Below are 13,577 nucleotides of genomic sequence, written 5' to 3' on the forward strand. Positions count from 1 at the left end.
AAGCTGAGGAGAAACGCACGAATGGCTGCACCACCGGCGGACCCCGCCGTAAAACATCAACCAAAACCGCGTACAGAACGCGACCATGTTGTCATCCGCTTTGCTGGCGACTCAGGCGACGGCATGCAGGTCGCGGGCATGCAGTTCACCAATGAGTCTGCCGTCGCCGGTAATGATTTGAGCACCTTACCCGACTTTCCGGCCGAGATTCGGGCGCCCGCGGGTACCCTCGCTGGCGTCTCCGGATTTCAGGTGAACTTTGCAAATCACGAAATCTTCACGCCCGGCGACGAGCTCGATGTGCTCGTGGCGATGAACCCAGCGGCGCTCAAGATGAACATTGGAGATCTCAAGCCCAACGGGATCTTAATTGTCGACCGGGAACAGTTTGGCGAGCAAAACCTGCGTAAAGCTGGCTATGACTCTAATCCGTTGGAGGACGGTTCGCTCGCAAAGTATCAGGTGTATCCGATCGACATCACCAAGCTCACTGCGCTAACGTTGCGCGACACGAACTTGCCCGCACGAACCGTCAACCGGTGCAAGAACTTTTTCGCTCTCGGGCTTGTGTCTTGGCTCTTCCAGCGTCCGGTTGAACCCACCCAAAAGTGGATCGCGACCCGCTTCCAAAAACGGCCCGATTTGGCGGATGCGAACATCCGCGTCTTGCAAGCTGGTTTTCACTTCGGAGAGACCTCAGAGTTGTTCGCCAGTGCCTTTGAGGTCAAGCCAGCACGCCTTGCTCCCGGAACGTACCGAAACATCACTGGGAACAGCGCACTTGCGTTGGGTCTCGTGGTCGCTGCGCGGAAGGCGGGTCGGCCGCTGTTCCTTGGCAGTTATCCAATTACTCCGGCGAGTGACATCCTTCACGAGCTTGCGGCCTTAAAAGAGTTCGATGTGTACACCTTTCAAGCCGAGGATGAGATTGCCGGAATCGGTGCTGCGCTCGGGGCGGCGTTTGGCGGCGCAATTGCTGTGACCACCACGAGCGGACCCGGAATGTGCCTAAAGGCGGAAACCATCAACTTGGCCGTCAGCGTCGAGTTACCCCTAGTCATTTGTGATATCCAACGAGGCGGTCCCAGCACCGGGCTGCCGACCAAGGCTGAACAGGCAGACCTACTGATGGCGCTATACGGCCGTAATAGCGAGTCGCCCGTTGTCGTAATGGCCCCAGCGACGCCAGCGGACTGCTTCGCAGTCGCCATCGAGGCAGTGCGGATAGCGGTCAAGTACATGACCCCAGTCATCATCTTGTCCGACGGTTACTTGGCGAACGGCGCTGAGCCATGGCGGCTTCCCGCTATCGAAGACCTTCCCGACGTCCCGGTGCACTTCCGGGTCGACCCGAAGGGCTATTACCCGTACCTGAGAGATCCGGAAACACTTTCCCGTCCGTGGGTGGTCCCTGGCACACCAGGCCTCGAGCACCGGATCGGCGGTCTCGAAAAGGAGCATCTAACTGGGAATGTGAGCTACGCGCCGGTTAATCACGAGCAAATGGTGCGAGTGAGGGCCCGCAAGATCGCAGGGATTGCTCGCGAAATTTCGCCGACCGAAGTGATGGGGCCCAGCAGTGGTGACCTCCTGGTCCTCGGGTGGGGAAGTACGTTTGGTCCGATCGAGGCCGCCGTACGGAAGGCTCAAAATGAAGGCAAGGAGGTAGCTCACGTTCATTTACGGCACCTCAATCCGTTGCCGCCCGACTTAGGGGACGTTTTGAAAAGATTCCGCCGGGTCCTGGTCCCGGAAATGAATCTGGGTCAGCTCGTGAAAATTATTCGCGCAGAGTATCTCATCGACGCCGTAGGGTTGAACAAGATCCAGGGCGTGCCCTTCAAAGAAGCGGAAATTTCGCGCCGGATCCGACAGATGTTGGGAGATTGAGAGTCCATGAACATTCCCGCAACGCCACCCAAGCTATCAAGAAAAGATTTCGTCACTGACCAAGACGTCCGTTGGTGCCCCGGATGCGGCGATTACGCAATCCTGGCCCAAGTGCAGAAAGTCATGCCGGAACTTGGGATTCCACGGGAAAATATTGTGTTTATTTCCGGCATTGGTTGCTCAAGTCGTTTTCCCTACTACATGAACACGTACGGCTTCCACTCCATCCACGGGAGAGCTCCAGCAATTGCGGCCGGTTTGAAAATAACTCGTCCCGAACTGTCGGTATGGGTCGTCACTGGAGATGGGGATGGCCTCTCCATTGGCGGCAACCACCTCATTCATGCGCTGCGACGCAACATCGACATCAAGATTTTACTCTTTAACAATCGCATTTACGGGCTAACCAAGGGGCAATACTCGCCCACATCGGAACAGGGGAAGGTCACTAAGTCGACCCCGTATGGCTCCGCAGATTATCCGTTCAACCCGATCTCCGTGGCCTTAGGGGCCCAAGCCACCTTCGTGGCGCGCAGTGTCGATGTGGAGGCAAAGCACCTTCAGGATACCCTGCTCCGGGCATACCAGCACAAGGGCACTGCATTTGTCGAGATCCTACAGAACTGCAACATTTTTAATGATGGGGCCTTCGCTGCCCTCACGGACAAGGAGACCAAGGCTGATGCCCAACTGCTGCTGGAACACGGTAAGCCCCTGCTGTTCGGCAAGCACCGAAACAAGGGTATTCGCCTGCGAAATGGCAAACCGGAAATTGTCGACGCAGGAGGAAGCACCACGGATTCGGAGCTTCTCGTCCACGACGAAACAGATGCCGGGTTGGCGTTCCTTTTGAGTCAGCTTACGCCCCCAGAGTTTCCAACACCTATCGGTGTCTTCCACGCGGTCACTCGCCCGACCTACGAGGACATCGTTAGAGACCAAATTGAAACAGCCAAAAAACGACGGCCTGCTGATCTAAGCGCACTGCTGCGCCAAGGGGATCTGTGGACGGTTTCGTGACTCTCAAATTGTTGGTGCCGTTTTAGGGAACCGAGGCTTACTGAAGGTTAGCCAATTCACGAGTGTGCTTCCGTTTGGAAAGGCAGGCGAACTCCTCGCGAGCGAGGCTAACGGACCCGCACAACCATACTGCGGGGGCTGCTCCAGCGACCTGCTTCATCGCGCACTCGAACCATAAATCGAGTTTCGGCTCCGACGGGTAGCGCCACCGCGCTGTCGATAAAGCCACAAAATTGCACCGTGCTTCCCACGCCGGCAAAGCGGTACTGACCGTCGTCAAAGAGAGTACACGCCTCGTTTGCGTTGCGGCCCCTCGGCTGTCCGCTTCCATCTTTGAAGCGGCAAGCCAGGTCATTGATGACGTCGGCAAGTTGCTGTGAACCCGGAAGGTCCAAGCTTCCGTTCCAAGCAGGCACTCCCCCGAGCACAGGGAGGGTATCGTCACAAACCGCAAGAGAACCATTCCCGAGCGGCGTCGAAGAAACGACGGCTAAGTCCGGCAAAACGTCGGGGCGGATGGGATCCCACTGAAACGTTCGCACCCCAACAGGCGTGTTTGCCCCGCCCGGACGAGCTTCGACCACAATCGAGAAGTTCGATCCGGAAGTCCGCTCGTACACAACGGTGCCATCGAGGAAGACCTCGACGGGGCTCAGCAAACGGTCATCTGCCCGCGCGATCCCAAGAAACGTGATCACCGGTTCAGGAGGCACCGTCGGGGTCGGCGTGGCGGTAACGGTTGGCGACCGTGAAGCCGTGCGGGTCAATGTGACGGTTGGCGTGGACGTAGGACTTCGTGTCATCGTGACCGTGCGTGTCACCGTGGCGGTAGCCGTGTGCGTTGGTGACCGAGTGAGGGTGGCGGTACGAGTCACCGACGGAGTCCCGGAGGGCGACGCCGTCCGGCTTGGGGACCAAGTCAGAGTCTGCGTCGCGCTTGGCGTCGGCGTGCGGCTCCAGGTCGCCGTACGGCTAGGGGTCGTCGTACGCGTCCTTGTAGGGGATGGACTGGAGGTGGCGGAAGAGGTCGGGGTACTCGAGGGAGGTGGAAGGGGGGTTTGACTAGGGGTGGGCGAGGACGTGCGAGTGGAGGACGGCCGTGCCGTCCTGCTTGGCGTTCCCGTCGCCGTCGCTGTCGCCGAGGGGCGAGGTAAGGAAGCGGTGACTAAAGGTGTCGCTGACGCCCGCGGCCTCGTTGTAGCTGTGACCGTAGCCCGCAAAGTTCGCGTGGCTGTCGGGGGGATCGAGGGCGTGGCAGTCAATGTGAGCTGCGGCGGGGTTGCTGTCCAAAGCGGAGTCGAGGTGGGCGAATTCGTCCGCGTCGGGGTCCGCACACCCGGGACAGTCCAAGTGGGAGTTGCTACAGCCGTGGCGGTGGGCGTGAACGTGGGTCTCACTGCCGACGTGCGGGTAGCGGTGCTCACCAAGGTAGGCGTTTCCGTCGCAGCGATGGGAGTGGAGGACGGAGTACTGGAGGGAGTTGCAGCTCGCGTGTGCGTCGCGGTTCTCACAGGGGTGGAGGTCGCTGTCAAAAAGCTTGGTGCATGCGTTGCTGTGACGGCCCCACCAGTCGGAGTTGGTGTCAGCGAAGGAGCACCTGGGCTCATTACAACCGTGCTTGTTCGAGTGAAAGAGCCCGTCGGCGTTTGCGTTGGGCTGGGTGTCTGAGTCCGCTGCCTCGGTGTCAGAGAAAAAGTCCGGGTAGCGGTGGCGGTTGCCGTTGGAGTTCGACTCACTGGTCGTAAAGAGGGTGTCTCCGTAACCGTGGGCAACGATGGAACGCTGGTAGGCGTTGGGGTCAACGTCGAGACCGCAGTAGGACTGCGTGTGGGACTTCGAAGAATTGTCGCAGAGTGGGTAGGACTGCCCGTCGGCGATCTTGTCGGAGAGTGGCTGGGAGAAATCGACCACGTAAAAGTTGCAGAGGGCACGATTTGACGCGTCGCCGTGAGAGTCGCGCTTCTTGTCGGGCTTGCGGAAAGCGTCGCCGCAGGCGTCGCAGACGGGGTGCTCGACGGTGAAAGAGTCGGCAGGGGCCTCACACCAACTCGCAGGATCATCTGGGAGACCGGACCTACATTGCCCGCCGTGTCTCGAACGCGCACGGTTACGAGGGTGTCGCCCGTCGGAAATGCACGAAAGGCCGGTACAAGGCCACAGAACTGGACGGTGCCGACCGCGTTAGTCACAAACTTCGGCCGGCCAAACTCATCCACGGTGCAAGCCCCGCCAGGAAAGGCGGCCACAACCATACCACAACTAGCATCCTGCAAGGCAGCGGTAACGAGCCCGTCGTCCCCGAAGTCTGGGGGGTTCACTGCCGGAACGCCACCCTCGCATACTTCGACTCCGCCGTCTCCTAGCGGGCGACTAAAAAGCATCTGAAGATCAGGTCGGACCGAACCCGCGGGCGCAACGGTCACTACGGTGGTCCCCACTGGCGAGCGCGACCCACCAGGCACAGCCTCCACAACAAGCTGAAAACCACTACCGCCCGGCCGCCGATACACTGGGATTCCTTGGTCAGTTTCGGAGACCGAGATTACCGTGCCATCAGCACCAACGATGCCGACGTAACTAATCGTCGGGCCCAAACCGGCAGCAAGTCGCGCGCGCAGATCCCAAACGTAGTCTGCAACCGTGGTTGCGCCGTCACGATTCCGGTCCGGACCAATTGTGTTCAGGGCGGGAAGCTCAAAGAGGCATTGGCGCAAGAGGTCCTCACGCAGCACCTCGCGAGCAAGTTGGCACGAACTGGGCTGAGCGCTCACGGTGGTTGCGCAGACCACCAAGGCCACTGCGACCAAAAACTGCGCTAACACCCAATCTCCCCTACGGCCACTTTAAACCCACTTGAGTCACAAGCTTCGGTTTATGGCTACCCGCAATCCCGTGGTCAACTGGCTCACAACCCCCGCAAGTGTTTCGTTGCCAAACTTGAGGCCTAGAGACTCACTGCTCGACACACGCCTCACTCCGACATAAAAGCAATGCCATGGGGAACGCGCGCACCCAAGACACTCGCGACCTCAACCGAGCGGGCCAATTGGCAACCGAGGAAATCCACCAGAGCGTCAACCGCCTCTTCAGCCTGCATGATAGGCTCCATCGCCAACTGGAGCTCAATTCGGGCCGACGTCGCCTTCGCAAGCGGTGGAGAGCACATCGTAGCGGTGGTCAAAGCTTCGAAACACCCACCCCTCATCTCTCACCGCTGAACCGCCTGCTTCTGGCCATCGTGACGAGGAGCGGCTCCCAATCGGTTTCGGGCGGCCCCTTTCCGGTCCCGCAGCGCTCCCTCATCCAGGCACTACGCAAACGCATCCGTAAACTCGAGCGCCTCTTCAGCGAAACCGCGGCGGGGCAGCGAAAACGGCCTAAACAAAAGCGGTGATGCGCCACCCTTGGCACGCCCTTCCTCGAGCAGGACTCGCTCGAGCCAAGCTCGACTCACTTTTTTGGCAAACGCGCCTGCTTGGGAACGACCAAAACGGGGCAGTGAGCCATCTGCAGCAAGCGTTGTGCAACACTCCCGAGAATCCACTTCTTCCACCCGCTCAGCCCTCGGGAGCCAACTACGACTAAATCTGCACGATGCTTCTTCGCTTCGCGCAGAATCGAATCGACGGGAGATCCATGTGTGATCACGACCGCCGCTGGTTGCGACCCTAGCTTCTGCACCTGTCGCTTGGCCCAGGCTTCTCCTTCTTTGGCCAGAGCGGCAGCATCAAGTCCCTCTACTTGCAGCACGGGTTGGACCACGTGGACAACAACCACTTGAGCGTTCAGCACCTCGCTCAATGACATCGCGTAGGCCACCGCCCGGTTTCCGATAGAGGAAAAGTCCGTCGCAGCAAGGATCCTCTTGGGTCCTCCAGCATTCAGGGAATGAAGTTTCTTACCCGCCTTCACCTTACGATCGCTCGTGGCCATACCCCCCTCGATCCTTCCATTGCCGACGCTACCACTAAAACTTTTAGCGAATCTCCTCGAGGAGCTCGTTCGTCCAAAACCTTCACCTCCAACCGGGCAACACCCGAACGGACAATGCCTAACTCCCGTGCAGCTGCATACGAAAGATCAAGCTCTCGCCCCCGGACGTAAGGCCCTCGGTCCGTCACCTCGACAACAACCTTCTTCCCATTGCGAGGATTTGTGACCTCGAGTTTCGTCCCAAAACGCAGCGAACGATGCGCGGCTGTGTATTCGTTGGCATTAAACTTCCGTCCATTGGCGGCACGCCGTCCGTGAAAGTCAGTTCCGTACCACGATGCGTGAACGAGCTTGCGGGACGAAGCGTTCGCGCCCCCTGCACTGGCAAAGTTTTTGGCACGGGCAGAGCCGCTTCCGGTTTTTGCCAGCACGGGAAGACCCGCCATGAGTGCCGCCCAGGCGCAGAAAAACACTAGCACTGGCCGCAGGCATGCAACCTTCGTTCGTTCCATGGGTCCCCTCCATTTGTCTTTTGCGACGCCTGGAGAGGGTTGTGTGCGTGACCGCCCGCCGGACGGGCCGGTTTACTCCTCTCCTTGAAGGCCGACGAAGTTAGCTGACGGGTTCGGGCTCAAAGAGTTACCCTACTCGAGCTTGGAACAGCGTCGAGATTCACCCCTTACCAAACTTGGGTCCTCCGCTCTCCTTCTATCTTCTCGGAGATTAGGCCTGGTCGCAGCCCCCTTTTTGGCAAACTCGAAGCCTGTTGGCAACCCCAGTGTACGCCGCGAGCCGCGCTCAGATAGCCCAGGATTCAAGCACGGCAAGCGCCGACGAGATTTTATTTTTGGCGAACGTTACTAAACTGACACCTGCAATTCGGCCCTTTCTTGCGTGCGTCGCATCAAAGCATATGGCACACTCGATGCAGCACCCGGCTGCTCGCAAACCCATAGTGAAAGGGGGATCTATGCCGAGCAGCGAACAGCAAGATAAAGGCTTTTCGATCGCGGCCTTACGGCGGCGGCTCAATATGACGCAGGAAGAATTCGCGCACGCGATCGGTGTTACCGTATCGACCGTAAATCGCTGGGAGAACGGCCACATCACTCCAAGCCGCTTAGCGCGACGAGCCATGGAAAATCTTCTGAATCAGCTAGCGCAGCAAACATACCCGACTTCCGAAAAGACCAACGGCAACAACGCCTCTGAGGGATCACACAACGTGTCCTAAAAAACGTTCGCGGATCGTTGGTTGCCAGCTACCATCGCAAAAGTTTGTACTTCGCGCTGTCCGGTGGAAGCATCGGTCCCCGAGGCGAGCGGCGGTTGTGAAACTGGAACAGTCGGCGGTTTGGGATCCTAGCCTCGGGCTCGCATGAACTGAGGTCGAGTTCTTTTCCCGCTCAGCTAACCAAGAAGGAACCGTTTGGTCTTCCCTCGCCCTCAGCCGCTGTGCTTCGGAAATAAGAGCCCGGCAGGCTAACTCCCACTCCCAATTGAGGTGAAGCCGGGCTCCTGCCATGAATACTGACGATTTCGGTCTCGGCCGCCGGGGCTGTCAGGTAATTCACCTGACACTGTTTTCGGGAGTGGGCCCCTCCTGACAGACCACCAACCAGGCACGGGGGTACACCGGCCGGCCGACTTGCAGCCTGTTTTTCCGCCCGCCTCGAAGTTGGGGGCCGTACACAGCGGTCCGGTCTCTCCCCAGTTCGTCTCGTGCGCTCCCCTAACTTGCCACAACAAGTGCTCTTGTTTGGCTGATTCGGATGTCATACATCGGCCGCACCCCAAGGGGTGGTTACTCCTGTCTAGGGCGTCTCCCATGAGGATTGCAGTTTGCGTGAAACAGGTTCCATCGGTAGCGGCCTTGAGGTTCGACCCCGTCAACAAGACTCTTCAGAGAGAGGGTGTGCCATTAGAAATCAATTCCTTTGACTTGCGCGCCCTCGCATGGGCGAAGGAATTCAAACAGAAGTTTCCGAACACGGAGATCTTAGCTGTCACCCTCGGCCCCCCTCAGGCACGGGCCGCCCTCGTGGATGCCCTTGCGTTGGCTGCGGATCGAGCCGTTCTGTTGACCGATCCAGCTTTTAGAGGTTCTGACACGCTAGCTACCGCGCGGGCCCTCGCCGCTTTTTTCCGTCGCAATGCCAGCGACATTATTCTCTGCGGTCGCTACAGCGTGGACGCGGAGACCTCGCAGGTCGGCCCCGAGCTGGCCGAGCTCTTGCGGATCCCCCATGTGTCCATGGTTCGCCGCATCGCTTTGGATTCTTCCTCTGCCCAGGTTCTGGAGTTGGAACGTGAAACAGACTTCGGGTGGGAAGTCCTGCACGCGGCAATGCCTGTCCTTTTGACCGTGACCGAGAGCATCGCGCCAGAGAAGTTTCCTTCGAAAAGTGAGCGCGACGCCGCCGAGAATCGCGCAATTGAGGAGATATCAGCAGCCGAGCTTGGCCTCAGCCCAAAGATGGTGGGTTTCGCGGGTTCACCGACTTGGGTTCGAGAACTTAGTGAGCTACCTAATCCTCGCCGCCAGCAAGTGATCAGTGAGGCAACCCTGGAGCAAAGTGTCGCTAGGGCAGTTCGTATTTTAGTCGAGGAATACGGTGCATTTGCACAGTGGAAATCCCCCTCATCCAACTACACTACTCCACAGCAACCCCAAGACATCGAGGTCGAGCCCCGCGACGTGCTCGTCGTAGGGGAGACGCTCAATGGAGAAGTGCAACCCGTCACTTGGGAGCTGATCGGAAAAGCTCTCGAACTAGCGCGCGGCATGGCTGGGAAGGTCCACCTTGCGATCTTTTCAGAGGGGCCGGCGAATTTTGCGGACGCTTTCCATCACTATGGCAAGATCAACGCAACCGTGTTCGTTGGCCCTGCGTGCGCAACCTTCCAACCCTGGGAGCACGCCGCTCGCTTGGCGGATCTGATTGCAGATGTGCGCCCCCGCTTTGTCATCGGGCCCTCGACGAGCTACGGCCGAGATGTTCTCCCGCGCCTTGCGGCGCTCTCAGGCTTGGGGCTGACCGCTGACTGCATCGACTTAGGTTTGGGGCCAGACGGCTCTCTCCTTCAACACAAGCCCGCGTTCGGCGGCAGTATCGTCGCGACAATTTCCTCACGGACGCTTCCCGAAATGGCAACGGTGCGTCCGGGAGTATTCCCACCACTTCCGCGGCAACCACACGCCTCCAACGGCGATGGAGTGAAGCTCGTTGAGTGCGGGCGCCCCCGTTACGAGTTCCGGTTACAGCGCCTCCGCCATGGCGTTCTTCCCGATCTCGGCAAAGACCTGGACCACGCGGAGATTGTCGTTGGCGTTGGCAAGGGTGTGGGAGCAGGCGGCATACAAGAAGTCCGCTCCTTTGCCGAGCGGATCGGCGCCGTACTATGCACGACACGTGATGTCGCGGACGAAGGTTGGCTGCCGCGACAGTTGCAAGTAGGTTTGACCGGACGTTCTATTGCGCCGAAACTCTACTTAGCGCTGGGGATTCGTGGGGCATTTGAACATGTCGTCGGAGTGCGCAGGGCTGGCGTGATTGTCGCGGTGAATCGCAATCCACGTGCGCCAATTTTCCGCCACTGCGATTTGGGCCTCGTGGCAGATCTTTGGGAAGTGCTGCCGATTCTCGAGCAGCAAATTCGCGCGCACCTGCAACCGGAAGATGCATGAACACCTCGGCATCCGCCGCTCAGGACTCCCCGGCCACGGCGTGCTTTCCGCGCATCGTGTGGGCTCTCGTCGGGCTAAAGTTGGGATTACATCTTCTGGCTCTGAGAAACGACGACTGGTTCCGCGACGAGTTCTACTACTTGGCCTGTAGCCGACGCCTCGCTTGGAGCTATGTAGATCATCCGCCTCTGTCGGTAGCGGTTCTTTCCGCGCTCGGAGATGCGCGCGATTCCTTTCTAGTTGTGCGTTTTCTCGTCTTCTTTCTCGGTTGTCTCACTCTTCTGCTGGCGAGCGTGTTGACGCGCGAATTTGGTGCAGGAACGGCAGCTCAGTGTCTCACTGTCCTTGCTCTGATGCTGTCCCCCGGATTCCTCGGCTTGCATAGCTTTTACTCGATGAACGCCTGGGAACCTCTCTTCTGGCTTATGGCCGCCTGGGTGTGGGTGCGTATCGCAAAGCAAGGGACGGTTTGTCAGTGGGCGCTCCTGAGCGCTGTTTTCGTCGCAGGCCTTCAAAACAAACTCAGCATGCTGTGGCTTGTACTTCCCTCTCTTGGAACTGCGGCGGTTTTCTGCCGGCATCGCACCCACACGCTGTCGGGCATTTTATTCGCATTTGCCGCTTTGCTCGTTTCGGCCGCGCCCATGGTTTTGTGGCAAACGCAGCACGGATGGCCCACCCTCGAGTTCATCGCCAACGCCACTCGTCTAAAGGTGCTGGACCTGAGTATCAGCCAATTTTGGTTCTCGCAAATTCTCGTCTTCGGACCGCTCGCTCTCATCCTCGCGCTTCTCGGTGCAAGTGCTTGCCTCGCTTCTCGGGAGTGGCGCAAACACGGGGTCGTCTTGGGTGCCAGCTTTTTCGCAACTGCGGCAATGCTCTCCTTCGCGCATGGGGCGCGCGTCTACTATCTTGCGCCGGCGTACGCCATCGCCGTCCCAGTCGGAGCAGCCTTCATCTGTCGGCAGCTACGGGTGCAAGAGGTACTCAAGCGAGTCGTGGTCGGCGTCGCGTGCGTGCTGCTTATAGCTCCCGCGCTCGTTGGCCTACCGCTTGCCCTGCCCTTACTCTCGCCCGAGGACACCGTTCGATACGCTACTTGGCTTAAGCTCCCCCTGCCAAGAGAGGAACGATCCGGCGCAAGCGAGCTTCCGCAGCATCTTGCCGACCGCCATGGATGGCGCGAATTGGCCGCCACCGTGTCGACTGCTCTGAGCTTGCTTCCCCCCGAGATCCAAGAGCAAGTCACAATCGTTGCTGCAAACTATGGCGAGGCTGCGGCGCTCGAGTACCACCGGCGGCACCATCGCCTTCCGCAGCGCATCGTGAGCCCACACAACCAGTATTGGTTCTGGGCTCGGCCGGAGGACTGGGGTCGGCACTTCGTCACCGTCGGATTTTCCGCAGAGTCTTTGCGCACCGTTTGCGACAGCGTCAGAGAGCTTGCCCGGGTCCAATGTCAGTGGTGCCGTGCGGGAGAGCGTGGCGCCCTGATCGCGTACTGTCACTACAAGGGCACTGACATCAAAGAGGATTGGGTTAGCCTGCGCAAGTTTATTTAAGCGACCAAACCTGCTGTGGGCATCTACCCATCCTTCAGAATGGGTTGGGGCTTGCTTTGAGGTCTGTGTGCCCCATCAAGTATGCATCGACACCGCGGGCGCACTCTCGCCCCTCCCAGATGGCCCAGACCACTAAAGACTGCCCCCGCCGCATGTCGCCGCAGGAGAACACGCCAGGAACGCTGGTCATGTAATTCTCGTCCACGGCCACCGTCCCGCGATCCGTCAACTCTACGCCCACCTGCTCCAGCAAATACTTTTCGGGTCCAGTAAACCCCAAGGCCAAAAGAACAAGGTCCACGTCAATCGTGAATTCGCTGCCAGGAATCTCCCGCATTACCATGCGCCCGTTTTCCTTGACCCACTCGAGCCGTACTGCGTGGAGCTTATTCACATTGCCCGCCTCGTCGCCTGAGAACCGCTTAGTCTGGATGCTCCAGTCGCGGATTACCCCTTCCTCGTGCGAGGAGGATGTTCGCAGGATCATCGGCCAGTACGGCCACGGTGCAACATCCTCCGTACGTGTCTCTGGCGGCTGAGGAAGAAGCTCGAACTGATAGACGGCGATGGCTCCCTGACGGTTGGACGTACCCAGACAGTCCGATCCGGTATCACCGCCTCCCAGAATCACCACCCGTTTTCCCCGCGCGTCAATCCGGTTTGGCACCTCGTCACCGGCAACACGGCGGTTCGCTTGAGGAAGGAATTCCATTGCCAAATGGATCCCCTTCAGCTCACGACCCGGAATCGGCAGATCCCGCGCTTGCGTAGCTCCGCCGGCAAGCACAACAGCGTCAAACTGCCTACGGAGCTCGTCGTACGAGATGTCAACGCCGACGTTCACGTTCGTGCGGAAGGTAACGCCCTCTGCCTCCATCTGGCTCATGCGCCGATCGATGTACTGCTTCTCCAGTTTGAAATCGGGAATCCCGTAGCGCAGCAAGCCGCCAATACGATCGGCGCGCTCAAACACAGTCACCCAGTGTCCCGCCCGCGCTAACTGTTGAGCGCATGCGAGCCCTGCAGGACCGGAGCCGACAACGGCCACCCGCTTCCCCGTTCGCCGTGCGGGCACCTGAGGTACCACCCACCCCTCTTTATAAGCGTGGTCGATGATCTGCTTTTCGACCTGCTTGATGGTGACCGGGTCGTCGTTGATGTTCAAGACACAAGCTTCTTCACACGGAGCCGGACACACACGGCCGGTGAAATCCGGGAAATTGTTCGTGGAATGCAACCGCTCGATCGCTTCGCGCCATCGTCCACGGTAAACTAGGTCGTTCCAGTCAGGAATAATGTTCCCGAGCGGGCAACCTTTGTGGCAAAAAGGAATCCCGCAATCCATGCAGCGGGCAGCCTGAATCTGCAGCCGGTCCTCCGGATGCTTTCCTTCCAACTCGCGCCAGTCGCGCAACCGCTCCCTCACCGGCCGCCGCGGTGGTAGCTCACGACGATACTCCAAAAACCCCGTAATTTTGCCCATG

13 protein-coding genes and 1 riboswitch are annotated in these 13,577 nt (G+C 59.2%); of the genes, 8 read left to right on the forward strand and 5 right to left on the reverse strand.

Annotated features, from left to right (window positions below):
- Window positions 1-21 precede the first annotated feature (21 nt).
- Together N3C12_13505 and N3C12_13510 are read left to right on the forward strand one after the other, a co-directional pair.
- The gene (locus tag N3C12_13505; GenBank protein ID MCX8073443.1) at window positions 22-1,890 is read left to right on the forward strand and encodes a 2-oxoacid:acceptor oxidoreductase subunit alpha; all 1,869 of its coding nucleotides are present in this window, start codon (window positions 22-24) and stop codon (window positions 1,888-1,890) included.
- 6 nt (window positions 1,891-1,896) lie between these two features.
- Window positions 1,897-2,910, forward strand: coding sequence for a 2-oxoacid:ferredoxin oxidoreductase subunit beta (locus N3C12_13510; protein ID MCX8073444.1), 1,014 nt, complete (start codon window positions 1,897-1,899; stop codon window positions 2,908-2,910).
- Window positions 2,911-3,017: 107 nt separating this feature from the next.
- Here N3C12_13510 and N3C12_13515 read toward each other — a convergent pair whose 3' ends face one another.
- Window positions 3,018-3,608 (reverse strand): hypothetical protein, encoded by a 591-nt coding sequence (locus N3C12_13515; GenBank protein ID MCX8073445.1) that lies wholly within the window; start codon window positions 3,606-3,608, stop codon window positions 3,018-3,020.
- Between N3C12_13515 and N3C12_13520 the strand changes: the two genes are divergently transcribed.
- The 3 genes from N3C12_13520 to N3C12_13530 are packed head-to-tail and all read left to right on the forward strand — an operon-like array spanning window position 3,601 to window position 4,848.
- Window positions 3,601-3,972 (forward strand): hypothetical protein, encoded by a 372-nt coding sequence (locus N3C12_13520; GenBank protein MCX8073446.1) that lies wholly within the window; start codon window positions 3,601-3,603, stop codon window positions 3,970-3,972. The genes N3C12_13515 and N3C12_13520 overlap by 8 nt on opposite strands.
- Before the next feature lie 6 nt (window positions 3,973-3,978).
- Window positions 3,979-4,578 carry a hypothetical protein gene (locus N3C12_13525; protein MCX8073447.1) on the forward strand — a complete coding sequence of 200 codons (600 nt, stop codon included), beginning with the start codon at window positions 3,979-3,981 and terminating at the stop codon, window positions 4,576-4,578.
- A gap of 39 nt (window positions 4,579-4,617) precedes the next feature.
- Window positions 4,618-4,848 (forward strand): hypothetical protein, encoded by a 231-nt coding sequence (locus N3C12_13530; GenBank protein ID MCX8073448.1) that lies wholly within the window; start codon window positions 4,618-4,620, stop codon window positions 4,846-4,848.
- A gap of 1,033 nt (window positions 4,849-5,881) precedes the next feature.
- Here the strand turns inward: N3C12_13530 and N3C12_13535 are convergent.
- The 3 genes from N3C12_13535 to N3C12_13545 form a co-directional block, all read right to left on the reverse strand.
- Window positions 5,882-6,007, reverse strand: a complete 126-nt coding sequence (locus N3C12_13535; GenBank protein ID MCX8073449.1) for a hypothetical protein — start codon at window positions 6,005-6,007, stop codon at window positions 5,882-5,884.
- Window positions 6,008-6,360: 353 nt separating this feature from the next.
- Entirely contained in the window at window positions 6,361-6,843 is a 483-nt protein-coding gene (locus N3C12_13540) for a universal stress protein (GenBank protein ID MCX8073450.1), read from the reverse strand.
- Window positions 6,819-7,355 carry a septal ring lytic transglycosylase RlpA family protein gene (locus N3C12_13545; GenBank protein MCX8073451.1) on the reverse strand — a complete coding sequence of 179 codons (537 nt, stop codon included), beginning with the start codon at window positions 7,353-7,355 and terminating at the stop codon, window positions 6,819-6,821. The genes N3C12_13540 and N3C12_13545 overlap by 25 nt, the downstream gene beginning before the upstream one ends.
- Window positions 7,356-7,428: 73 nt before the next feature.
- A riboswitch (cyclic di-AMP (ydaO/yuaA leader) is annotated at window positions 7,429-7,583 on the reverse strand.
- Between the two features lie 230 nt (window positions 7,584-7,813).
- Between N3C12_13545 and N3C12_13550 the strand changes: the two genes are divergently transcribed.
- The 3 genes from N3C12_13550 to N3C12_13560 all read left to right on the forward strand — a co-directional run bounded on the left by N3C12_13550 (window position 7,814) and on the right by N3C12_13560 (window position 12,093).
- Window positions 7,814-8,077, forward strand: coding sequence for a helix-turn-helix transcriptional regulator (locus tag N3C12_13550; protein ID MCX8073452.1), 264 nt, complete (start codon window positions 7,814-7,816; stop codon window positions 8,075-8,077).
- A 594-nt stretch (window positions 8,078-8,671) separates the two neighbouring features.
- A complete protein-coding gene (locus N3C12_13555) occupies window positions 8,672-10,531 on the forward strand; it encodes an FAD-binding protein (GenBank protein ID MCX8073453.1) in 1,860 nt (619 codons plus the stop codon).
- Window positions 10,528-12,093: a glycosyltransferase family 39 protein gene (locus tag N3C12_13560; protein ID MCX8073454.1), complete on the forward strand. Its 1,566-nt coding sequence runs from the start codon at window positions 10,528-10,530 to the stop codon at window positions 12,091-12,093. Before N3C12_13555 ends, N3C12_13560 begins: the two co-directional genes overlap by 4 nt.
- A gap of 34 nt (window positions 12,094-12,127) precedes the next feature.
- On the opposite strand, the gene N3C12_13565 is transcribed toward N3C12_13560, so the two are convergent.
- Window positions 12,128-13,576 (reverse strand): glutamate synthase subunit beta, encoded by a 1,449-nt coding sequence (locus tag N3C12_13565; GenBank protein ID MCX8073455.1) that lies wholly within the window; start codon window positions 13,574-13,576, stop codon window positions 12,128-12,130.
- Window position 13,577 lies beyond the last annotated feature (1 nt).

The organism is Candidatus Binatia bacterium (genome assembly GCA_026415395.1).
GTDB lineage: Bacteria > Desulfobacterota > Binatia > HRBIN30 > HRBIN30 > HRBIN30.

Coding starts and splice junctions, on each gene's coding strand:
- N3C12_13565 (MCX8073455.1), bottom strand. CDS start 13,576: ATGGGCAAAATTACGGGGTTTTTGGAGTATCGTCGTGAGCTACCACCG.
- N3C12_13505 (MCX8073443.1), top strand. CDS start 22: ATGGCTGCACCACCGGCGGACCCCGCCGTAAAACATCAACCAAAACCG.
- N3C12_13560 (MCX8073454.1), top strand. CDS start 10,528: ATGAACACCTCGGCATCCGCCGCTCAGGACTCCCCGGCCACGGCGTGC.
- N3C12_13510 (MCX8073444.1), top strand. CDS start 1,897: ATGAACATTCCCGCAACGCCACCCAAGCTATCAAGAAAAGATTTCGTC.
- N3C12_13535 (MCX8073449.1), bottom strand. CDS start 6,007: ATGCAGGCTGAAGAGGCGGTTGACGCTCTGGTGGATTTCCTCGGTTGC.
- N3C12_13555 (MCX8073453.1), top strand. CDS start 8,672: ATGAGGATTGCAGTTTGCGTGAAACAGGTTCCATCGGTAGCGGCCTTG.
- N3C12_13540 (MCX8073450.1), bottom strand. CDS start 6,843: ATGGCCACGAGCGATCGTAAGGTGAAGGCGGGTAAGAAACTTCATTCC.
- N3C12_13550 (MCX8073452.1), top strand. CDS start 7,814: ATGCCGAGCAGCGAACAGCAAGATAAAGGCTTTTCGATCGCGGCCTTA.
- N3C12_13545 (MCX8073451.1), bottom strand. CDS start 7,355: ATGGAACGAACGAAGGTTGCATGCCTGCGGCCAGTGCTAGTGTTTTTC.